Source organism: Pseudoalteromonas sp. KS88 (genome assembly GCF_004766475.1).
Lineage (GTDB): Bacteria > Pseudomonadota > Gammaproteobacteria > Enterobacterales > Alteromonadaceae > Pseudoalteromonas.
Genome location: NZ_PYHV01000018.1, coordinates 1 through 22,511, shown reverse-complemented (window position 1 = coordinate 22,511; position 22,511 = coordinate 1). Strand labels below are relative to the sequence as shown.

General features: G+C 40.7%; 18 protein-coding genes, 3 tRNA genes and 1 rRNA gene. 8 read left to right on the top strand and 14 right to left on the bottom strand.

The genetic code is table 11. The features are described from left to right. Positions 1-274: 274 nt before the first annotated feature. Positions 275-3,022 (top strand): aconitate hydratase AcnA, encoded by a 2,748-nt coding sequence (gene acnA / locus C7Y70_RS11275; protein WP_135474996.1) that lies wholly within the window; start codon positions 275-277, stop codon positions 3,020-3,022. Between the two features lie 422 nt (positions 3,023-3,444). Then, entirely contained in the window at positions 3,445-4,209 is a 765-nt protein-coding gene (locus C7Y70_RS11265; protein ID WP_167850811.1) for a transporter substrate-binding domain-containing protein, read from the top strand. Positions 4,210-4,268: 59 nt separating this feature from the next. On the opposite strand, the gene C7Y70_RS11260 is transcribed toward C7Y70_RS11265, so the two are convergent. The 10 genes from C7Y70_RS11260 to nudE form a co-directional block, all read right to left on the bottom strand. After that, on the bottom strand, positions 4,269-4,796 hold the full coding sequence (locus C7Y70_RS11260; RefSeq protein ID WP_135474994.1) for a DUF4124 domain-containing protein: 528 nt from the start codon (positions 4,794-4,796) through the stop codon (positions 4,269-4,271). 38 nt (positions 4,797-4,834) lie between these two features. Then, positions 4,835-5,569, bottom strand: a complete 735-nt coding sequence (locus tag C7Y70_RS11255; RefSeq protein WP_135474993.1) for a transporter substrate-binding domain-containing protein — start codon at positions 5,567-5,569, stop codon at positions 4,835-4,837. Between the two features lie 101 nt (positions 5,570-5,670). Then, positions 5,671-6,411: a phosphoadenylyl-sulfate reductase gene (locus C7Y70_RS11250; RefSeq protein WP_135474992.1), complete on the bottom strand. Its 741-nt coding sequence runs from the start codon at positions 6,409-6,411 to the stop codon at positions 5,671-5,673. A 43-nt stretch (positions 6,412-6,454) separates the two neighbouring features. After that, complete coding sequence (gene cysI / locus C7Y70_RS11245) at positions 6,455-8,152, bottom strand: assimilatory sulfite reductase (NADPH) hemoprotein subunit (protein ID WP_135474991.1); 1,698 nt, start codon at positions 8,150-8,152, stop codon at positions 6,455-6,457. A gap of 66 nt (positions 8,153-8,218) precedes the next feature. Further along, complete coding sequence (locus C7Y70_RS11240) at positions 8,219-10,030, bottom strand: assimilatory sulfite reductase (NADPH) flavoprotein subunit (protein ID WP_135474990.1); 1,812 nt, start codon at positions 10,028-10,030, stop codon at positions 8,219-8,221. Between the two features lie 653 nt (positions 10,031-10,683). Further along, positions 10,684-10,760: transfer RNA gene (locus C7Y70_RS11235), tRNA-Met, on the bottom strand. 68 nt (positions 10,761-10,828) lie between these two features. Then, positions 10,829-10,905 (bottom strand) — tRNA-Met (locus C7Y70_RS11230). Positions 10,906-10,986: 81 nt separating this feature from the next. After that, positions 10,987-11,063: transfer RNA gene (locus C7Y70_RS11225), tRNA-Met, on the bottom strand. Positions 11,064-11,203: 140 nt separating this feature from the next. Beyond that, positions 11,204-12,001 carry a 3'(2'),5'-bisphosphate nucleotidase CysQ gene (gene cysQ, locus C7Y70_RS11220; protein ID WP_135474989.1) on the bottom strand — a complete coding sequence of 266 codons (798 nt, stop codon included), beginning with the start codon at positions 11,999-12,001 and terminating at the stop codon, positions 11,204-11,206. Next, positions 11,998-12,567 (bottom strand): ADP compounds hydrolase NudE, encoded by a 570-nt coding sequence (gene nudE, locus C7Y70_RS11215; RefSeq protein ID WP_180270442.1) that lies wholly within the window; start codon positions 12,565-12,567, stop codon positions 11,998-12,000. Before nudE ends, cysQ begins: the two co-directional genes overlap by 4 nt. A gap of 62 nt (positions 12,568-12,629) precedes the next feature. On the opposite strand from nudE, the gene yrfG reads away from it, so the two are divergent. After that, positions 12,630-13,280, top strand: a complete 651-nt coding sequence (yrfG, locus tag C7Y70_RS11210) for a GMP/IMP nucleotidase (protein ID WP_099296366.1) — start codon at positions 12,630-12,632, stop codon at positions 13,278-13,280. On the opposite strand, the gene C7Y70_RS11205 is transcribed toward yrfG, so the two are convergent. Beyond that, complete coding sequence (locus tag C7Y70_RS11205; RefSeq protein ID WP_099296355.1) at positions 13,277-13,900, bottom strand: dUTP diphosphatase; 624 nt, start codon at positions 13,898-13,900, stop codon at positions 13,277-13,279. The genes yrfG and C7Y70_RS11205 overlap by 4 nt on opposite strands. Before the next feature lie 122 nt (positions 13,901-14,022). On the opposite strand from C7Y70_RS11205, the gene C7Y70_RS11200 reads away from it, so the two are divergent. Beyond that, complete coding sequence (locus tag C7Y70_RS11200; protein ID WP_135474988.1) at positions 14,023-14,652, top strand: peroxiredoxin-like family protein; 630 nt, start codon at positions 14,023-14,025, stop codon at positions 14,650-14,652. Positions 14,653-14,694: 42 nt separating this feature from the next. On the opposite strand, the gene C7Y70_RS11195 is transcribed toward C7Y70_RS11200, so the two are convergent. Both C7Y70_RS11195 and C7Y70_RS11190 read right to left on the bottom strand, forming a co-directional pair. After that, positions 14,695-15,063, bottom strand: a complete 369-nt coding sequence (locus C7Y70_RS11195; RefSeq protein ID WP_135474987.1) for a YacL family protein — start codon at positions 15,061-15,063, stop codon at positions 14,695-14,697. A gap of 117 nt (positions 15,064-15,180) precedes the next feature. Beyond that, on the bottom strand, positions 15,181-15,405 hold the full coding sequence (locus tag C7Y70_RS11190; protein WP_058560768.1) for a hypothetical protein: 225 nt from the start codon (positions 15,403-15,405) through the stop codon (positions 15,181-15,183). Positions 15,406-15,715: 310 nt separating this feature from the next. On the opposite strand from C7Y70_RS11190, the gene uvrD reads away from it, so the two are divergent. From uvrD to C7Y70_RS11170, 4 genes are all read left to right on the top strand, one after another. After that, on the top strand, positions 15,716-17,881 hold the full coding sequence (gene uvrD, locus C7Y70_RS11185) for a DNA helicase II (RefSeq protein ID WP_099296358.1): 2,166 nt from the start codon (positions 15,716-15,718) through the stop codon (positions 17,879-17,881). Beyond that, complete coding sequence (locus tag C7Y70_RS11180) at positions 17,859-19,952, top strand: GNAT family N-acetyltransferase (protein WP_135474986.1); 2,094 nt, start codon at positions 17,859-17,861, stop codon at positions 19,950-19,952. The genes uvrD and C7Y70_RS11180 overlap by 23 nt, the downstream gene beginning before the upstream one ends. After that, positions 19,921-21,039 carry an ABC transporter substrate-binding protein gene (locus C7Y70_RS11175; RefSeq protein WP_135474985.1) on the top strand — a complete coding sequence of 373 codons (1,119 nt, stop codon included), beginning with the start codon at positions 19,921-19,923 and terminating at the stop codon, positions 21,037-21,039. The genes C7Y70_RS11180 and C7Y70_RS11175 overlap by 32 nt, the downstream gene beginning before the upstream one ends. Before the next feature lie 61 nt (positions 21,040-21,100). After that, positions 21,101-21,949, top strand: a complete 849-nt coding sequence (locus C7Y70_RS11170; protein WP_099296361.1) for a CZB domain-containing protein — start codon at positions 21,101-21,103, stop codon at positions 21,947-21,949. Between the two features lie 336 nt (positions 21,950-22,285). Here C7Y70_RS11170 and rrf read toward each other — a convergent pair. Further along, positions 22,286-22,400: ribosomal RNA gene (rrf, locus tag C7Y70_RS11165) — 5S ribosomal RNA — on the bottom strand. Positions 22,401-22,511 lie beyond the last annotated feature (111 nt).

Below are 22,511 nucleotides of genomic sequence, written 5' to 3'. Positions count from 1 at the left end.
TTAGAATACCCAAACCACCTAAAAATGCAGAATTCCAACGATGCGCGCATCTTGAGGTGGCTTGGATATAACCCCCTTGAAAAATAAAAGCCTACCACCACACTTAGCACATGCGATGTATAAAAATGCAACAATCCAATTTTGGTATACACTTTGCACTATATATTTTGCAATAAATTGACTAGTAAAAGTTTAGCTATTAAACGCTAAAGTTATATTTAAGGATATTCACAATACCAACGCATTCAGCACCGGTAACACAAAGGGGCATATAATGAGCAATAGTTTTGACACCCAAAAACAACTCACAATTAACGGCGAGCAATTTCACATTCATTCATTACAGGGGCTCGGTGATAAAGCCAAAAGACTACCTTTTTCACTCAAGGTACTACTTGAAAATTTGTTACGTAATGAAGATGGCATCAACATAAAAAAACAAGACATTGAAGCCTTATTAGATTGGGATCCACAAGCTAAACCAAGCGCAGAAGTTGCTTTCACACCTGCGCGCGTTGTTATGCAAGACTTTACAGGCGTGCCTGCCATTGTTGATTTAGCAGCCATGCGTGATGCCATGGAAAAGCTCGGTGGCGACCCTGCCAAAATAAACCCACTATCTCCTGCAGAACTTGTTATTGATCATTCCGTGCAAGTTGATGGTTATGGCGATGACGGCGCGTTTGATTTAAATGCCAAACTTGAGTATGAACGCAATAAAGAGCGTTATGAGTTTTTACGTTGGGGTCAAACTGCTTTCGATAACCTAAAAGTGGTGCCACCCGCAACCGGTATTGTTCACCAAGTTAATCTAGAATACCTCGCCCGTGTGGTATTTAATGAAGAGCGCAATGGCCAAAAGTTTGCTTACCCCGACACACTCGTTGGGACTGACTCTCATACAACAATGATCAACGGTTTGGGTGTACTTGGTTGGGGCGTAGGGGGCATAGAAGCTGAAGCCGCAATGTTAGGACAACCTATCAGCTTACTTATTCCACAAGTAGTGGGCATGAAACTCAATGGCCGTCTTCCTGAGGGAACGACCGCTACAGATTTAGTGCTGACTGTAACAGAGATGCTTAGAAAGCATGGCGTGGTTGGCAAATTTGTTGAATTTTATGGCGATGGCCTCGCCGACCTACCATTAGCCGATCGCGCAACGATCGCTAACATGGCTCCTGAATATGGTGCTACCTGCGGTATTTTCCCGATTGATGATGAAACAATTAACTATTTACGCCTAACTAACCGCGATGAAACACAATTAAAACTAATCGAAGATTACGCCAAGCACCAGGGTTTATGGCGTAATGCCGGCGATGAAGCTCATTACACCGACAAGCTCGAATTAAAACTTGATGACATAGTACCCAGCTTAGCAGGTCCTAAACGTCCACAAGATAGAATTCCCCTAGATCAAGCTGGTGATGTTATTACTCAGCATTTAAGAGGCTTTCAAGATGATCGTATCGCAAACCGCGATAAAAGCGACGAAGAGCAATCTCGTATTGAAAGTGAAGGCCCTACGACCAATCCTGATGAACCAGTAGATGAAGCTCAATTTATGGGCGCAGCTAAAGTGAAATTTAAAGGCCAAGAGTTTGAGCTCAACGATGGCGCATGTGTTATTGCCGCTATCACCAGCTGTACTAACACATCAAACCCAAGCGTAATTTTAGCCGCAGGTTTGGTTGCCAAAAAAGCCCGTCAACTCGGTATAGATGTTAAACCTTGGGTTAAAACCTCTTTAGCTCCTGGGTCACAAGTTGTCACTGATTACCTAAAAAATGCTGAGTTAATGGATGACTTAGAGGCCCTTGGTTTCAACCTTGTGGGTTACGGCTGTACTACCTGCATTGGTAACTCTGGACCACTTGCTGATGAAATATCTGATGCAATTCAAAAACACAAGTTAGTTGTAAGCTCTATCCTATCGGGTAACCGTAATTTCGAAGGGCGTATTCATCAAGATGTAAAAATGAACTTCCTCGCATCACCACCTCTGGTTGTGGCATATGCAATTGCTGGACGAACTGATATTGATGTATACAACGAGCCATTAGCAAAAGATGCAAATGGTAATGACATTTACTTGAAAAACATTTGGCCCAGCGTAAATGAAGTCAATGAACTGGTACAAAAAACAGTGACTAAAGAGATGTTCGCCTCTAGCTATGGCAATGTATATAAAGGTGATGAGCGTTGGCAACAAATCAAAATACCTGATGGTAAACTGTATGACTGGAATGATGCATCTACATACATTAAGAAAGCCCCTTTCTTCGAGGGCATGGAAGTTGAGCCCCCAGGCATCCCAACTATTAGTGGAGCACGTTGCTTAGCAAAACTAGGTGACTCTGTCACAACCGATCACATATCGCCAGCAGGTGCAATTAAAGCCAGTGCTCCGGCGGGTGAATACCTGCAACAACATGGTGTTGAAAAAGGCCAATTTAACTCTTATGGCTCACGTCGTGGTAATCATGAAGTGATGATGCGCGGCACCTTTGCCAACGTAAGATTAAAAAACCTGCTTGCCCCAGGCACTGAAGGAGGTGTCACACGTACTCAGCCTGAAGACGAGTTAGCAAGTATTTATGATGCTGCGATGAGTTATCAACAGCAAGGCACGCCATTAGTTGTGCTTGCAGGTGCTGAATATGGCACAGGCTCATCACGAGACTGGGCTGCAAAAGGCTCCCTATTGTTAGGAGTTAAAGCTGTTATCGCGCAAAGCTATGAACGCATTCATCGTTCTAATTTAATTGGTATGGGCGTACTTCCATTGCAATTTAAAGAAGGTGAAAGCCATGAATCTTTAGGACTCACGGGCCAAGAAACATTTGATATTGAAGGCCTGTTTGATAAAACAAACGAAGTCAGTGTGATAGCCACTAACAGTGAGGAGAAACAAGTGAGCTTTAGTGCTGATGTGCGTATTGATACACCTAAGGAATGGGACTACTACAAACATGGAGGCATCCTTCAATACGTTTTAAGAAACATGCTTGAGCAATAATACTGCCTAGAGGCTGCGCTACTTACTACTGCGCAGCCTCAATAGTTGCTTATTTGATTCAGAACAAGTTGAACTAAGGATTTTTGGCTACACTGAAGGTATTAGTAATCAACAAAGCGTACTGATGCCTCCTCTAATAATCATCAAAATACTCAGATTAAGCATAATATTGGGCTTAAGTCTTATTATATTAGGTCACTATCTTTTGGTTTCTGACTATTTTGATGCTATTACTAGTATTAATAAGATTGTTATTAGTGCATCGTGTATTGCGTTCGGTGTTTTATTTTCATTGCCAACCAAGATTTGTTTAACATTGATCCTTATGAATTTAGAAGATAAGCACAATAAATCGGCCAGCATTCATGCTAATACAAAGAATACGTAGGTCTTTTTTACATCAACTCTTTTTATACAGCACAATGTTCTATGCTTTGTGTTCAGAGGCGCTTGCACAGCAAAAATTAACAATCGCATCAGGTAACTTTGCCCCTTACTTTCAAGAGGACGACGTTACTGGTGATGGTTATTTCGATCTAATCCTACTGAAAGTTCTTAACAAAGAAGGCTACAACAATATCAATTTAGTCTCGTTAAACAACGATGCTATTAAACGTTATTTTATAAATGGCGTCGCTGATGTTGCAATTAATTACACAGCAATGCCACCTTCGAATAGTTACACATCTAAATATAGAGTGAAGTTTTTAAATAGAGTAATCATGCACACCGACCAATGGTCGAACGATATAAAAAAATTACATGACTTAAATGGCTTTACTCTAGCTAGTTTTACTGGGGCATCAAACTTGTTTGGCAATGAGTTTAAAAAATTTACCCAGTCAGATTCAGTTAAATATTTTGAAACTGCCAATCAGCAAGCGCTCAATAAGCTACTGCATAAGAACAAAATTGATGTGAGAATTGGCGATTACTTAATGTTTTATAGGCATACAGCTTATGTATCTGGCTTAAACCCAAATGATTACGTCTCGCTTGATTTATTGGATTACCAAGGGTCGTTTATTGTGTTTCACGATAAAAAATTAAGAGATCGGTTTGATCATAAGCTAGGTCAACTCATTCAATCCGGTGAAATAAATACAATCACCCAAGAGTGGCTCAAGTTCTATAACTTACCTTCAGCCATTGAGCATACTTTCTTTCCTAGCATTGCTGATCGTTAAAAGGGTATGAGTTAGAGTATAAACTTAGATAATTAGCACTATTAAACAAAAGTATATGTTCAGTTTGCTTTTTCAAGTTGCTCAGTCCGCTCTGCCAACTTTTTCTTTACTTGCTGCGCATCATCAAACAATTTTTTGATAACAACAGGGTTATACGCATTTGCGGGGTTTTGCGTAACAACAAGCTGGCCTGACTTGGCGCTGCCTTTTAAAATAGAGGTGTCTTCGGCTTCAACCACAGTAATATCGTTGGGGTCTAAGAGCATTTTTTCACTTTTACCATTTGGGTTGGGTTGATCTGAATAATGCCACTGCCCATGCTGATCTTGCCATTTATAAATCACGGTAGATGCTGAGAAATCATCATTGGTTTTTTGTATCAAGTCACGATGTGTATTTGCTACTAATTTTACCGCTTCATCCAAGGTATTATTTGATAGAGCTACCGCTTGTGATTTTAGCTTTGTTGATGTGTGTGAAATCTGTTCTAGGCTCAACCAAGATTTTCCATCCGGGCGCTTTAGGTAAAATAAGGTGGTGATGCTGATAAGTAATAGCATGATTAATATGTAGGCAAAATACTTCATTTTCATTCCTTGAAGAGTGTATTTAAAAATAAATAAGCTTATTCATAGCTATTTATTATTCTAGCAAGCTCACCATTAGCTTTCAGCTTTTTTAAAAAATTATTAAAGGAATCTGCACGTACTTTGCCTCGCGGCGTAAATGAAAACTGTAACTGAAGAGGCTCTTCTCCAACACTAAAGTGGCTAGTATTGAGAATATGAAACTTAGGGTATTTTTGGCGATACCAATTAAATACAGCGCGAGACATAATAGTAAAACGTGTATTTTTATGATTATTATAGAGGCTATGCAAAATAGCGAGATCAGAATAAAAGTTCTCTCTACGAATCACCTGATCTGCTAGTAACTGCTCATATTCTGGAAAAACATACCCATAGTTAGCGAGCAACACACCTGCTATCGACTCATTTTGCGAATGAAAAGAGGCCGGATCACCATTTTGACTGACAACAATAATATCCTCTATTGTAGCAATGCCATCGCTCCAATAGTACTGGCTACTATCAGGCTGCCATGCCTTTGATTCAAGTCGAGCATCAACCTTACTATCACGCACTAATTTAACCGACCGCATTTCAGATGCGATCACTTTTTCAATAATGTAGCCAGTTTCAGCTGAGAATAGAGACAAAATTTTATTTAATATACCCTCATTATCACTGTTAGCGAAATGAAATGGAGGGTAATCATCTTCAGGCAACGCTAAACGAAAAGTATCAGCATGCGCTTGGCTATAAAATAATAATAGTAAAACTAAAGAAACTTGTTTCATAAATGAGTACGCATTAAGTATTACTCATTGAGTATACTTTAGCCATAAATGAAAAAACGCAGCTGAGCTGCGTTTAGGAATATTCAGATAACTATTTAGGATTAAATCCCGTCACCATCTATGTGCAGTCCGCATTCACGGTTTAAGCCAAAGAAGCGCGTTTCCTCTTCTGTCATACCCGGTTCTAATTTACGTGTGGTATGAACATCACCCATCGACACATAACCTTGCTCCCAAAGCGGGTGGTAAGGTAAGTCATGCTTGGTTAAATATTGATACACATCGCGATTAGTCCACTCAATAATTGGGTAAACTTTTACCGTACCGCGGCTAATCTCAACAATTTGCTTATCAGCACGGGTAGATGCTTGGTCACGGCGTAGGCCACTAAACCAAGTACCAGCATCAATCTCTTTTAACGCGCGAGTCATGGGCTCTACTTTATTAAGCTGATTATATTGCTTAATCCCGGCTTCGCCTTGTTCCCACAACTTACCAAACTTAGCTTCTTGCCATGCAGGGCTAAGGGCTGATTTATACACTTTTAAATTAAGTGATAAACGCGCTGTCATTTGCTCAATAAACTGATACGTTTCAGGGAATAAGTAACCTGTATCCGTTAATACCACAGGGATGTCTGGGCGCTGTGTTGTCACTAAGTGCAGCATCACAGCAGCTTGAATACCAAAGCTTGATGATAAAAACTGCGTCTCAGGTAAATTTTCAAGCGCCCAAGCAACACGTTGTTCAGCGTTTAAGTCTTTTAGTAAGCCATTAGCATCTGCAAGCAACGCCGCTTGGCTTTCTCTATCGAGCTGTAATATGTTTTTAAATTCACTCATAGTAAATTCCAAACCTCAGCAAGCTCACTCGCTTGCTTTTTAATTAAGCGTGAAAATCAGTGACTGACACTTTAACTTCAGCAACAATGCCTCTACGAATAACAAAGTCACCAAAACATTCGCCGTCGTTACGCTCACTCGCCCATTGACCAATTAGTTTGTCAAAGGCCTCTAAGTAAACGTCTTCACCGACATTTTCTAAATACAATTTAGGTATACGTGTGCCTTCAAGGTTGCCCCCTAAGTACACGTTATATTTACCTGGGCCCTTACCGACTAATCCCGCTTCGGCTAACATTGCGCGACCACAGCCATTGGGACAACCCACCACTCGCATGATGATACTGTCATCAGGAATACCATGCTTAGCTAGCAGTGCTTCGGTCTTTTCAACTAAGCTTGGTAAGTAACGCTCAGCTTCTGCCATTGCAAGCGGGCAAGTGGGTAGTGCCACACAGGCCATTGAATTTTTGCGTTGCTCAGTGTCTTTATCGTCAATTAAACCGTGGTTACGGGCAATTTCTTCAATCACAGCTTTTTGATCAGCTGGCACACCGGCAATAATTAAATTTTGGTTCGCCGTCATGCGCATATCACCTTGGTGAACTTCGGCAATTTTACGACAACCTGTTTTCAGTGGCTTATCTGGGTAATCGAGTATACGGCCACTTTGAATAAATAACGTTAAGTGGTGTTTGCCATCTATGCCTTCAACCCAACCTATACGATCCCCTCGGTGAGTGAATTCAAATGGGCGGCTAGGAGCAAAGGTAACACCGGCACGTTTTTCTACTTCTGCTTTAAATACATCTGAACCAACACGGTCTAAAGTGTATTTGGTCTTTGCATTTTTACGGTTTGAACGATTACCCCAATCACGTTGTACTGACACAACATGCTCAGCAATTTTTAACGTGTCCTCTAGAGTGATAAAACCAAAGTCGTCCGCTTTACGTGGATACGTAGCAGTATCGCCGTGAGTCATAGCAAGACCACCACCAACTAACACGTTAAAGCCAACTAGCTTGCCATCTTCTGCAATGGCGACAAAGTTTAAGTCGTTTGCATGTACGTCCACTTCATTATTAGGTGGAATAGTTACGGTTGTTTTAAACTTACGCGGTAAGTAATTAGACCCTAAAATTGGCTCTTCAGTGGTTTCTGCTTTTTCGCCATTTAACCAGATCTCTGCATACGCTTTGGTTTTTGGTAACAAATGCTCTGAAATTTTTGCCGCCCACTCATACGCTTCTTGATGAAGCTCAGATTCAACAGGGTTAGTAGTACATAGTACGTTACGGTTCACATCACCTGCGGTTGCAATTGAGTCGATACCTACGCTGTTAAGCATTTGGTGCATGCCTTTAATATTTGGCTTTAATACACCATGAAACTGAAATGTTTGACGCGTTGTTAAACGGATACTGCCGTAGCTGGTTTTCTCATCGGCAAATTTATCAATCGCAAGCCACTGCTCTGGCTTGATAATGCCGCCCGGCATACGCGCACGTAGCATTACATTGTGAAGTGGCTCAAGCTTTTGCTTAGCACGCTCACCACGAATATCACGGTCATCTTGTTGATACATACCGTGGAAACGAATTAACTGAAAGTTATCCGCGGTAAAGCCACCGGTGATCTCGTCTTTTAAATCTTGCTCTATAGTGCCACGTAAAAAGTTACTTTCTCTTTTCAAACGCTCGTTATCAGAAAGCTTTACGTTTTTATCTTGTTCGCTCATGTTTAATCCTAAATTTGTTACAGTGACGGCTGTTAGCGGTGCTTTTGTAAAGTAAGCACTGTGTACTTAGTACACATCTTTCTGATAGCGATTTGCGCTACGTAAGTCTTTTAAATACTGGTCAGACTCTTCAAAGCTCTTACCGGTATTTTCGCTGATGATATCAACCAAAGCATTGTGTACGTCTTTCGCCATGCGGTTTGCATCACCACAAATGTATATGTGCGCCCCCGCTTCTAGCCATGCAAAAACGTCTTTACTGTTTTGGCGAAGCTTATCTTGTACATAGACTTTGTCAGCTTGGTCACGGCTAAATGCCACATCAACTTTGCTCAATAGGCCTGATTTTAAATAACCTTGAATCTCTACTTGATACAAAAAGTCTTGAGTAAAGTGAGGATTACCAAAGAACAACCAGTTTTTACCCGATGCTTCACGCGAATCACGCTCTTGTAAAAATGCGCGGAACGGCGCGATACCCGTACCTGGGCCGACCATGATCACTGGTGTGTCGTCATTGCTAGGTAAACGGAAGTTGTCGTTATGCTCACTAAATACTTTTACTTTGCAGCCTTCTTCAGCACGGTGGGCCAAATAACCTGAACAGCCACCTAAATGCTCACTTCCAAAAGCATCAAACTCAACAAGACCAATCGTTAGATGTACTTCGTCTTCAACCTCAGCTTGGCTTGAAGCGATTGAATATAAACGCGCTTGCAGCTTACGCAGGCAATCTACGAGGGTTTGTGCTTCAATTTTTGCTGGATTTTGGCGTATCACATCAAATATTTGACGAGGCTCAATGTATTCACGCATTGCCGCTTTATCTTCCACCAGCTTTAATAGCTCAGGTGTACCAGTCGCCACTGCGTATTTTTCAACAAAGCCTGGGTAGGATTGAGTCAGCTCTAATTTTTCAATTAATGCATCGCGAATGCTTAGCTCTTCATCGCCAAGTTGAACCTTACTGGCTGCATCAATTTGCGTCAGTTCAAGTACTTCGTCGACCAATACTTCATCATTTAAGAAATACACACCCAGTGAGTCACCAGGAGTATACGTAATATCTGACCCTTCAAGAGAGATTTCAACGTGGCGTACATCTTTAGTTGAATCTCGACCGGTAATTTTTTGTACCAAGCTTAATTCTGCCGCAAAAGGGTTTTGTTTAGTGTATTGGCTAGCAGCTGCTGTTGGTGCGCCAAATGGCATAGAGACTACTTGGCCGCCTGCATCTTGCTGTGCTTTTAAGTCAGGTTCAAAGGCATCTAATGCGCCAGTGATCCAGGTAGCTGCTTCATCATCGTAATCAACATCTAAATCAGCACGCTGATAGATAGTCTCTGCGCCAAGCTTAGTTAAGCGCTCTTCAAAATCTTTGGCTGTTTGGCAGAAAAACTCATAGCTTGAATCACCTAAACCAATGACCGCGATTTTAACGCCATCGAGTTTAGGCGCTTTCTTGGTGGTTAAAAATTCGTGTAGTGTTTCTGCATCTTCTGGTGGCTCACCTTCACCATAAGTAGATACAACAACAGTTAAGAACTTTTCTTTTTTCAACGCCGTTGGTTTGTAATCAGCCATGCTAACCAATTTTACAGCCAAACCACGTGACTCTGCTTGTTCTTTCAGCTTAGTTGCTACACCTTTTGAGTTACCGGTTTGCGAACCATATAAAATAGTTAATGCCGCTGCTTCACCTGCACTCGGTGCTGCGCCCACAGCTCCACCAAGGGCTGCAGTATTTGCATTCGCAGCAAGGTAACCACTCACCCAAGCTTGCTGAATTGGATTAAGCTCAGCTACTAAACCTTGTAGCTTTTGTACTTGCTCTTGCGATAGCGGGCTTGCCGCTGCATTGAGTTGACCTAACAACATGAATTCGTCCCCGTAACCCTAAAAGTTAACTACAAAATGACTACTTTTATAAGTAAATCAGTTTGCCTAAAATTTGTTTCAACTTTAAAGCGTTAATGCCCGCCCCAAAGGTTTCTTTGAGCATGAAGAATAACGGGGTATTGGCGAATAAAAAAAGAATAGAATCTGCTTTGTTATTCCATTTAGTTATGGAATTAGATTATTTCCTTCAAAAACAGATTAAAGAGGAGTTTTGAGTTTTCGCGTCACACTCGCTCATCAGCTTAACTATTAAAACACCTAGCTAATTAATTCATTGAACTTAGGCCATAAACACATGCTTTAGCCGTGCCGATTTAATAGAACGTGTAATTTTAATAGTGGCAGAAGCCAGAATTAATAAAGAGAGAGCGCCTCACGCAGTGACGACAACCTTCGGGTTATGAGTCACCTAATCTTTGCACTTACTGAATTTCAGGCATAAAAAAACACTCACATAGAATGTCGATTCATTATTACATTTTATTTCAGTTGGTTGCGGGAGCCGGAATTTATGAAGAGCGAATCGACGACCTTCGGGTTATGAGTAGCCCAATCTTTGCACTCACTGAATTTCAGGCATAAAAAAACACGCTTTGGGCGTGTCTGTTTAATATTCTAAATTGTAATTTCAGTGGTTGCGGGAGCCGGATTTGAACCGACGACCTTCGGGTTATGAGCCCGACGAGCTACCAGGCTGCTCCATCCCGCGCCTGAAATATGTATACTTATTTAACGTTGCTTACATTACAACGTGGCTGCCAACTCCTTAAAAGAAATTGGTTGCGGGAGCCGGATTTGAACCGACGACCTTCGGGTTATGAGCCCGACGAGCTACCAGGCTGCTCCATCCCGCGCCTGTATATTTTAAGTCTATCGACTACTTAATTTAACCTCTTAAGTTAGAGTTTTACAGCACCAAGTCTAACGAAGAGAATTGGTTGCGGGAGCCGGATTTGAACCGACGACCTTCGGGTTATGAGCCCGACGAGCTACCAGGCTGCTCCATCCCGCGCCTGTAATTTCTTCTTAACAGTTTCGTGTTATTTGCGAGCCTGTTTCGAAGAGAGCGCTATCATATAGTAATAAAATTAGAATGCAAGGCCTAAACCACTTAAAGCTGTTTAACCGAACAAAAAGCAAACAAAGCGCTGATTAAAGCGCTCTTTGGTGCGGACTTATCATTTTCTGGAACTCCCAATCTGGGTGCCCCATTACAATGAAGTCTGGGTTTTCAGTACTCTCTCGCTGATTATACGTAAGTGGGTTAAATTCAGCATCAGTAATACAACCACCCGCCTCTTCAACAATCACTTGTGAAGCACCGGTATCCCACTCACCAGTCGGGCCAATACGTAAAAAGCAATCGGCTTTACCTTCAGCTACAATACAAGCTTTTAGTGAGCATGAGCCCACCGCTACCGTTGTAAATTGGGTATTTAAATACTGACTTACGGCTTCTATTTTTTGGCGACGGCTAACAGCTAACGTTAAATTATCAGGTGTAGCTACACTGATTTTCTCATCAACACCATCAGTGCGTTTAAATGCGCCGTTTTGGTGACTAGCAAAATAGGTAACCCCTTTTGCCGGCCAGAAGATGACACCTAATACAGGTCGGTTATTTTCGATCAGCGCAATGTTTACGGCAAAATCACCACTTTCAAGAATAAACTCGCCAGTACCATCCATTGGGTCTAGTAGCCAATAACGCTGCCAATCTTGCCTATCGGCAAGAGGCGGAATAGGTGTTTCCTCAGACATAATAGGAATATCAGGCGCAAGGGCTTTTAATCCTGCGACTAAAACATCATTGGCGGCTAAGTCAGCTTTTGTGACGGGAGTGTGATCTGACTTTTCCTGCTGACCAATATCATCTTTCTTATAAATCGCCATAATAGCCGCCCCCGCACTTTGTGCAAGCTCAATACATGGCTCTAGTAATTTATTCATTCACCGCTCTCCGAATCAATGCGCTTCATTAATAATAGCAAAGCTGCAACGCTTCGTGCTTCTGTAAAGTCATCTTGTTGTAATAATGACTGCCATTGCGTTAATGGCCACTTAACTACGACTAATGGCTCTGGTTCATCCCCTTCAAGCGTTTGCGGGTAAAGCCCTTGTGCAAACAGAATGTGCATCGTGGCATTGAAGTAGCTAGGGGCCATAGATACTTTTTTAAGTGGCTCTAATTGCTCAGCACCAAAGCCAACTTCTTCTTTAAGCTCACGGTTGGCAGCCTGCTCTGGCGTTTCGCCGGGATCGATTAAACCTTTGGGGAAACCAAGTTGATAATCGTTTGTGCCCGCACAGTACTCACGAACCAGCAGTAATTCGTTATCAGCTGTTAATGGCACTATCATCACAGCCCCTCTGCCGCCGCCACGGATCCGTTCGTATTGACGTTGTTCATTATTTGAGAACTTTAAATCTAGTGATTCAACCGTAAATAAACGACTTTTTGCAACAACTTGATTGCTAATAATGTGCGGTGGTGTTGGGTGCTTTTTCTGTGTCATTGGCATTAATTTGTTATCATGGATGCTTAACACAATCATAAATCTTTTATAGAGAAATGCCTATGCTAAATTGGTCGAAAATCGACACCGTACTATTAGATATGGATGGTACCTTACTCGATCTGCATTTTGATAATCACTTTTGGCTAAATGTTATCCCTGAACAACACGCGATTATGCAAAATATAAGTTTAACGGATGCCAAAGCTGATATTCACAAACGCTACCAAGCCGTGCATGGTCAAATTCAGTGGTATTGCCTCGACTATTGGGAGCAGCAACTAAACCTGCCAATTATGGAGCTTAAACGCCAAACCCAGCATTTGATCAAAGTACGCGAAGATGTGCCCGCGTTTTTAAGCGCCATGCGCAAAGCAGGTAAAGAGCTTATCTTACTAACCAATGCCCACCCTGAAAGTGTGATGCTTAAATTTGAACAAACGGATATAGATAACTATTTAGATGGGGTGGTCTCTACACATCAATACGGTGTCAGTAAAGAAAGCCAAAGCTTATGGCAGCAAGTGCAAGCTGATTTAGGGTTTGATAAACAGCGTACGTTATTTGTCGATGATAGCTTAAGTGTATTAAATGCAGCGAGGGAGTTTGGCATAGGTCATTTATTGGCAGTTGCAAACCCTGATAGTAAGCAACCGCACAATGAAATAGATGACTATTTAAGCATCACCGATTTTAGCAACGTACACCCTTAGTTTTTAGGGTAACGCGCTTCAAGGCCTTGATATACAAGTTTTGCAAAACCTGCATGTTCGGTATCAAGGCTTTTAACAACATCAACTAAATGCTCATTGTCTTCTTTACCGTTCCACACTTTAATGTAACTGCCATCTTTATAACCATGATCTTGGCGAAAGAAGTTAAGCGTATTTTTACCCACGTAGCCACGGTATAAATCGTCAATATTCATACCGATTTGAGCCATACAACCTGCAAAAGCAGCAGCATTAAATGTTTTATCAGCAACAGCTGACGCCGCTAGTATTTCAAGTGTTTGCTTAAAGTCATCTGCTGTTTTTGGTGAGCTCAATTCTTCTTCAAGCTGTTTTGCTAAATCTAGGTAACTTGTCTCACCATCAATGCGCAGTGATAATCCAAAATGAAAAATATCTACTAGCTCTAAGATAACTTGCTCAGTATCTGGTGTTTGTTTTTTCCACCATTTCCAGCCGTAATGATCGAGCATTTCAGCACACTCAACCCAAATTGCACGGTTCCACTCAAAACCTTGGCTAAACCACTGCTCATGAACTTTGGTATTCATGGCGTTTTGCATTTCTAGCATTACTACTAGTTTATTTAAATTGGCAGACATGTCTCTTCCAGTTACTGTTTCCTAATTGCGGTTAATAATACAGATAACTCAGATCTATTGAAATTATTTCTGTTGTTAGCCTGTCTAGTTTCATTATCTAAATCAAATAAAAAGAGAGCTACATGCTAAAATCAATTTTACTTACTTTTACTATACTCTTAAGTGCAGGTGTATCTGCAGCAACAGCGACTAATATTGCTGATGAAGCTGAGCAAGTGAGTCCACTTATGCCTGGGCTAACAATCCCTGCTACAACGCTAAAAGATAAAGACGGAAATAATATTGATTTAAGTAAACGTTTTGCAGAGAAAACAACTGTACTGATAGTTTATCGCGGCGGCTGGTGCCCGTATTGCTCAAAGCAATTAGCAAGTATTCAAAAAATAGAAAAACAAATTGCTGATTTGGGGGCGCAAATTATTGCCATATCACCTGATAGCCCTGAAAAACTAGCTGAAACTAAAATTGATTCACCTAATTATCAATTACTCTCAGACGATAGCCTGACTTTAAGCCAAGCACTCGGACTTGCATTCTACTTAGATGATAAAACCGCCACGATTTATCGTAATAAGCTTGGAGTAAACTTTGTATCACTCGATGGTAAAGCAAAAGTTGCGCTACCTGTTCCTGCGGTATTTGTGGTGGATAAAAAAGGGTTAGTGAATTTTCAATATGCTAACCCAAATTATAAAGTCCGCCTGACTGAAAACTTACTGCTCGCCGCTGTTAAATCAGTCTCTGAACAGTAATAACGTAAATAAAATTTATAGTACAGAGCTGCGGCTCTGTGCTTATCTTCCTGCTGTAAACTCATGCCATGAATTGATTAAATCAACAAAGTCCTCAAAACCACAGCCACTACTTAATCCATTTTCTTCTAGCATAAGTTCATCGTCTTGATAGGCAACAAGATCTTCTGAATCTTGGTGCAATGCATGTGCCTCAAAAATGGCTTCATCTTTATTTAAGATTAAATCAATTTCTTGACCTTGCAGCCTTAATGGCTCAAAGCTACTGGCAACTGATGCAATTAAAGCCTGTACCATGGCAATTTTATCTTTGCCAATCTCTTCATTTAACCAGCGTCCAATCACAGCATGTTCGCTGCTAATTTTAATACGTAAACCACTAATCGGGTCACGAATAAATTGATATTCCATAACTTTGTCTCAATACAACTAATACATAGGATTATAACCTAGTCAGTTGTGGATCACGAAAGCCAGATACAAAAATAGCGCTATAAAGCGCTATCTTTTGCATTTCAATTAAGCTTTCTACCGGTAGGATCTAAAGCGTGCGGCATCAATGATGGCCCAAATATATACGATAGGTAGAAGCACAAAACCTATTGCGACGTAAATTAGTACGCCACTAATAACCCAGGCTAAGAAAAAGAAAATTGCCGCCATAATACGACCTTGCACTAACTGTCCAAGTCCTGGAAAAAATATATTACAAATTGCTGCGATTACATTACCGCCTGAACCTTGCTCTGCCATATTAACCTCAGTTATTAATTTAATTTTCTTATTAGATACTTACACACTTCGTGCCAACTCTTTAATTTATTAATAATCATAAACTTATATAAAAACCAATAAATAGAAACTTATCTTAAATCGTGATTTTTACTAAATATCAGTCAAATTGGCTACAGCAAATATTTCATACAACAATAGCTTAGCTAAAAACACGGTTAAATAGAATAAAGAACATTTTAAAATTAACTGTTTATAAAAACAGTATTTTATTTAGCCTAACAAAAACACCTGTTATACTGCCTACAATATTGATTGAAAAGGCGTGATGATGGACGTTTCAGAATTACTCGATGGCTTAAATGACAAACAACGGGATGCCGTAGCTGCTCCACTGCAAAATATGCTGGTGCTAGCAGGCGCTGGCTCTGGTAAAACTCGAGTACTGGTTCATCGCATAGCTTGGTTAATGCAGGTAGAGCAAGCATCTGCTTACAGCGTTTTCGCGGTAACATTTACTAATAAAGCTGCAAAAGAAATGCGCTCTCGGGTTGAAGAAACACTCGGCGCACCAGTCGGCGGCATGTGGATTGGTACATTCCATGGTTTATCGCATCGCATTTTACGCGCACATCACCGCGAAGCTAATTTACCTGAAGCATTTCAAATTTTAGACTCCGATGACCAACTAAGAATGATTAAGCGCTTGTTAAAAGCGATGAACATTGATGATAAGAAGTGGCCTGCTAAGCAATTTGGTTGGTACATCAGCGCGAAAAAAGATGAAGGTCTTCGCCCAAAAGACATTCAAGCGTATGATATCAATGAGCAAATGATGCTTAAGGTGTATACCGCTTACCAAGAAGCTTGCGATCGTGCCGGTTTGGTTGATTTTGCCGAAATTCTGCTACGCAGCTTTGAAGTATTAAAAAATAATCCAACCTTACTGCGCCATTATCAACAGCGCTTTGCCCACATGTTGGTGGACGAATTCCAAGATACCAACACCATTCAATATGCGTGGCTTAAACTACTTGCAGGCGATACCAACAGCATTATGATTGTTGGAGACGATGATCAAAGTATTTATGGCTGGCGCGGTGCAAAAATTGAAAACATTAAACGCTTTTTAACTGATTTTGAAGCCGAGACAATTCGTCTTGAACAAAACTACCGCTCTACCGCCACCATTCTTAAAGCATCCAATGCGCTGATTCAAAATAACTCAGACCGTATGGGTAAAAGCCTGTGGACTGATGGCAATGAAGGTGAGCCAATCTCTATCTATGCCGCGTTTAACGAATTAGACGAAGCACGCTTTGTTAGCAGTAAGTTGCGAAGCTGGCTCAATGCGGGTAATGCATTGCAAGATGCGGCTATTTTATATCGTAGTAACGCGCAATCGCGGGTACTTGAAGAAGCCATGTTACAAGAAGGCTTAAAGTACCGTATTTATGGCGGTATGCGATTCTTCGAGCGTCAAGAGATCAAAGATGCCTTGGCTTATTTACGCCTTGTTGGTAACCGTCAAGATGATGCTGCATTTGAACGCGTCATCAATACGCCTGCTCGCGGTATTGGTGATAAAACTCTTAGCCATATACGTGATTGTGCTCGTGCTGAGTCGTTACCTCTTTGGTATGCAGCTAAAGCAGTTGTTGAACAACAGCACTTATCTGGCCGTGCAGCTAGCGTTGTTAGTAAGTTTGTAGAGCTCGTTGAGCATATAGAAGAGAAAATTGGCGACCTGACACTCGAAGAGCAAGCCAAGTACGCAATTCAAACATCAGGCTTAATGGCCATGTACCAAGCCGAAAAGGGCGAGAAAGGCCGTGCTCGAGTAGAAAACTTAGAAGAGCTTATTAGCGCGTGTGGGCAGTACGAATTACCCGAAGACGAAGAGTTTAGTTCACCTCTGCAAGGCTTTTTAGCCTATACCTCGCTTGAGTCGGGTGATGGCCAAGCTGAAGAACATGAAGATGCTGTGCAAATGATGACCCTTCACTCAGCAAAAGGTTTAGAGTTCCCGTTGGTATTTATGGTGGGTGTTGAAGAAGGCATGTTCCCTTCTCAGCAGAGTAATGAAGAATCTGGTCGTTTAGAAGAAGAGCGTCGCCTGTGTTATGTAGGCATGACACGAGCAATGGAAAAACTCTATATTAGCCACGCCGAAAGCCGCCGTTTATACGGCCAAGAAAAATACCACAGCCCGTCACGCTTTTTACGTGAAATGCCTGAAGACTGTGTTGAAGAAATCCGCATAAAAACTCAAGTCTCTCGCCCACCTGCTGCTGGACGCTTTAGCTCATCGGTTAGCCATGCAGCATTTGAAGATAGCGGCTTTAATTTAGGCCAACGCGTTGTGCACGCAAAGTTTGGTATTGGTACGGTGTTAAATTATGAAGGTGCTGGTGCGCAATCACGAGTACAAGTGAACTTTGACGATGTTGGCAGTAAATGGCTAGTAACCCAATATGCACGACTTCAAGCAATTTAATACTGAGCTAAACAAAGCATTATCACAACTTGCCTATGCTAAGCATAGGCAATTATTACTGATCACAGGTGAACAAAGCTGGTGCTACTTAGCTGCTCAGCACTTGCTCAACGAGCTAAATGGCGCCAAGGTCAATGTATTATCAAAAAGCACAGAGCTAACTTCTAGTTTTTGGCCAGAGCACACTCATCAAATTTTAGGTCAAGAGTTTGATCATGCGATTTATGATGGCTTTAGTGGCATTTTACCCGACAAACTCGCAGCACTAAGCGGCACTGTTAAAGCAGGTGGTTTGTTGGTACTGCTTTTGCCTGAAGTGAGTAACTTAGAAAATTGGTGTGATCCTGCTTTAACCTATTTTCAGTCCTATGCGCAAAATCGACCCATAAGCTTTTTTAACCAACGCTTAGCAAAATTATTACCACAAAGTAAGGCACTGCATTTTAGCCAATTAAATGGCTTTACAGCTACTCATAATAACACTGTCGAAGTGGGAGTTATTGATTTAACTGAGCAACAAGCGTGCATTGAGCAAATTGTAAAAACAGCTAACGGCCGAGCAAATCGCCCTTTATTAATAAGTGCAGATAGAGGCCGAGGAAAGTCATCAGCACTGGGTTTCGCTGCTGCGCAATTGTCAGATAAAAAAATAGTGATTTGTGCTCAACAATTTACTGCATTACACAGTTGTTTTAAACACCTCGCACAAGCACATAATTTAAGCTACAACGCATCAGATAAACAACTGGCAAATTTACATTATAGCCCGCCCGATCAGTTACTGAACGAGCTTCCAGAATGTGATGTATTATTTGTAGATGAAGCTGCCTCTATCCCCGTGCCACTACTTATAAAAATGCTCACCCATTACCCACGTATTGTATTTGCAAGTACTATGGTGGGCTATGAAGGCAATGGTCGAGGCTACACATTAAAATTTAAGCGCTATTTACAAACCCATTATAAAAACATGCGCAGCATTGAGCTCAAACAGCCAATTCGTTTTGCAACTAACGACCCTCTAGAGCAACAAGTATGTACACTGCTTGCACTTAATGCTCACTATGATGACCAGCCCAGCAGCTTTGGGCCTATTGTATTTCAAGAAATAGAGTCTAAAAACTTCTTACATGATGAGTCATTACTAATTGAAGTTGTTGGCTTACTGTCATTGGCGCATTATCAAAACAGCGTAAATGATTTACGCCACCTGCTCGATGCCAGTTCGCAACGTCTTTTTGCGTGTTTTGATGATTCCAAAATTATTGCAGTGTGTTTGGTAGCGATAGAAGGTGGGTTAACACCTGAAATATCTCAACAAGTCGCAGCTGGTAAACGTCGGCCACAAGGCCATTTAATGGCGCAAACATTAGCTCAACTTACGTTTAATTCAGCGGTTTTAACAAAGAAAATGGCGCGTGTTGTGCGTATTGCTGTTGCACCAGATAAACAGAACAATGATATTGGCTCTCAATTACTTCAATTTACAGAAACTCAATTGTCTTCACACTGCCACTATTTTGGAGCAAGCTTTGGCGCTAATGATACGTTGTTGAGGTTTTGGCAAAATAATGACTTCAGTCTAATAAAGTTAGGCTTTAAAAAAGATAAAGCAACTGCAGAATATTCAGCGCTAGTTATTAAACCGTCCGATGCAGGCAATAACTTAATTAAGGCGTTAGCCACACAGTTTAGCGCCGACTTCGCATTTCAATTGCTCGGTCATTACCAGCAGCTTGATCACCAATTAGTCGAAGTGATCATCAGTAATATGAAAAACACCCCCTATTCAAAAAGCGAAAATGAGCGATTAAAAGCATATATAGCGAGTGATTATCAAATTCACAATATCAAACCTGTATTGTGGCGAATATTTTGGCACTGCCCAAGTAGCCTAAAAAATTGTGATGAACATACCAAATACCTTTTAATTAGACTAATATTACAAAATTGGTCGTCAGAAAAGCCACACCATACATTACTTAGTAGCGGAAAAAAATCACTTAGTAAACAATTTAAACGGGCTGTAATTAATTGGTATGAAACTCTCTCACATTCAAATATATTTTAATTTCTTGCCGTGGCTGTTTGCTTTCGTTAGTTGCTTTTGCTCTGCTTCAAAGCCCCCTGAAATAAAATTAGGAATGTCCATCGCCTTAAGTGGCCCAGCAAAGCAAATTGGCGAGCAACTTCATTTAGGGAGCCAAACCTATTTTGATAAGCTTAATAAAAAAGGGGGAGTCAACGGTTCAAAAATAAACCTTATCGTTGCCGATGATGGATATGAACCTAAAAGGGCTGTTAATAATACCCATCGCTTTATTCAAGACGAAAATGTTTTAGCCCTATTTGGGGCAATGGGCACTCCTACAAGCCATGCCGTTTCACCAATATTAGAAAAACTGCGGATACCTTATCTTATGCCCTTTAGTGGAGCTGACTTTTTGCACTTAAACCCGACTATAAACGTGTTTAATATTAGAGCAAGCTATTACGATGAGGCAAAAGTACAGATAGAATATTTAGTCGAAGAGAAAAAGCATACTAAGATAGGTTTTTTAATTCAGGCAGATGAGTTTGGTTATGTTGTAGAGACAGGGCTGTTAAAATCACTCTCAAAATATAACTTAAAACCTATTAAAGTAGCACGTTACCTCCGTAATACTCATGATGTTGATCGAGCACTAAAAACATTAAAAAGCAGTGGGGTTACTGCTATTTGCTTGGTTGGTACATACAGCCCTCTGTCAAAATTTATAAACACAGCGTTTGAAGAAGACTTTAAACCAGATTATACCAGTATTTCCTTTGCCTCTAGCCCTGACTTATTTTCTAGCTTGAAGTACCCTACTGACTTAATGGTGACTGAGGTTGTGCCTAACCCTGCACAATGCGATAACACTTGGTGTAAAGAGTTCTTATCTGATATGCGAGATAAAAATATCGATAGGCCGACTCGACTTCACTTTGAGGGTTATTTAAATGCAGTCATTTTTAGCCTAGCAGCAACCAGTTGTGAATCCCCTTTAGAAGCAAAGTGCTTAATGTCACAACTAGACGAAACATTTCGCAAAAACAAAGAAATACATGAACTCTTTACCTATTCAGAACAAACAGACAAGCATAAGGTATATCGTTCATTATTCTCATTAAAATAGCTGCTATTTCTCAATACTGTTCTATTCTTATATAACCCTACTAGGAGGTGATGAGGAAACTATGGATTTAATTAACTTTCGTGTTGGACAAAAAACTATTTCGTTAAAGATATTAGACATATTATTAACGGAGCGTTTTGAAAATAACCTGACTTCATTACCAAATGACAATAAGAGCTTTATTGGTGTAAAAGACTATATGGAAACACCAACACCAATATTTGACTTAGGTATTGTTCTCAATAACCAATCAACATATATCACCAACAAGCAACTTTCTGACCTCCTTGTAGAACGTGAAAAAGATCATTTAGAGTGGTTAGATGCTCTTGAAGCTAGCCTGACACATGGTACGCCTTTTAATAAGTCAACCGACCCTGATAAATGTGAATTTGGTAAATGGTATACTAATTTTAAAACTGATAACGAGGATCTCAAAACCATTCTGGATAAGTTCGATACCCCCCATAGAGAGCTTCATGCTATGGCTAATGAGTTGCTTGATATGCAAAGGCGGTTAGGAAAAGAGAAAGCTATTGCTCATTTCAATACAAAAAAAAGAAGCGTTTTTAATGTACTCATGAGGCTTTTCGAATCCGCAAGAGAGCAAATTAATCTTGATTACAAACCTATCATCATTTTCACTACAAAAGATGGACATACTCCTCACCTAGGCCTGTTAGTTGATAAAGTAGAAGACAATATCAATATCAGTAAAGAAGACATCAAACCATTGGATAAGCTAACATCGATTGGGTTTGATATCGAACCACAAACAAAAAATATGATGATAGGCTTAATAAAACTTGAACAAAAACACAGTGTACTTATAGATCCCGGAGCAATATTTAGACCTGAACACCTGCAACACCAAAATACAGAAGAAACTGAAGCCTATGGGATCTTCTAATTGTTAGCCAGTTAAAATAAAAACTTAAATCACTTTTATATCAGACAACAAAAAACCCGTCACATTGCTGTAACGGGTTTCGCTTATTTGGCGCCATGGTGCGCTACGCAGTAGGATGGCATAGTGCCCACAGCGGTAGAGAGCCACATAACAAATGCTACACCTCATCGTCCGTGGTTTTATTTTTCCGTGGGTTTCGTGATACTCAACCCACGCTACGGTGTATAGGTTGACGCTGTGCAGCTGATAGCTGACGGCTTAAAGCTGAGAGCTCTAATTTTATTTCATACAACAAAAAACCCGTCACATTACTGTAACGGGTTTCTCTTATTTGGAGCCTGGCGATGACCTACTTTCACATAACAAATGCTACACTATCATCGGCGCTGTTTCGTTTCACTACTGAGTTCGGCATGGGGTCAGGTGGGTCCAAAACGCTATTGTCACCAAGCAAATTAGGTGTAAGTTCGATTTAATCGAGCTTACTAAAATTTGGAATTCTGAGAATAAAGTCTTCAAGTATCTACTTTAGTTATATTAACTTCTTCGCTTGTTTCACTAT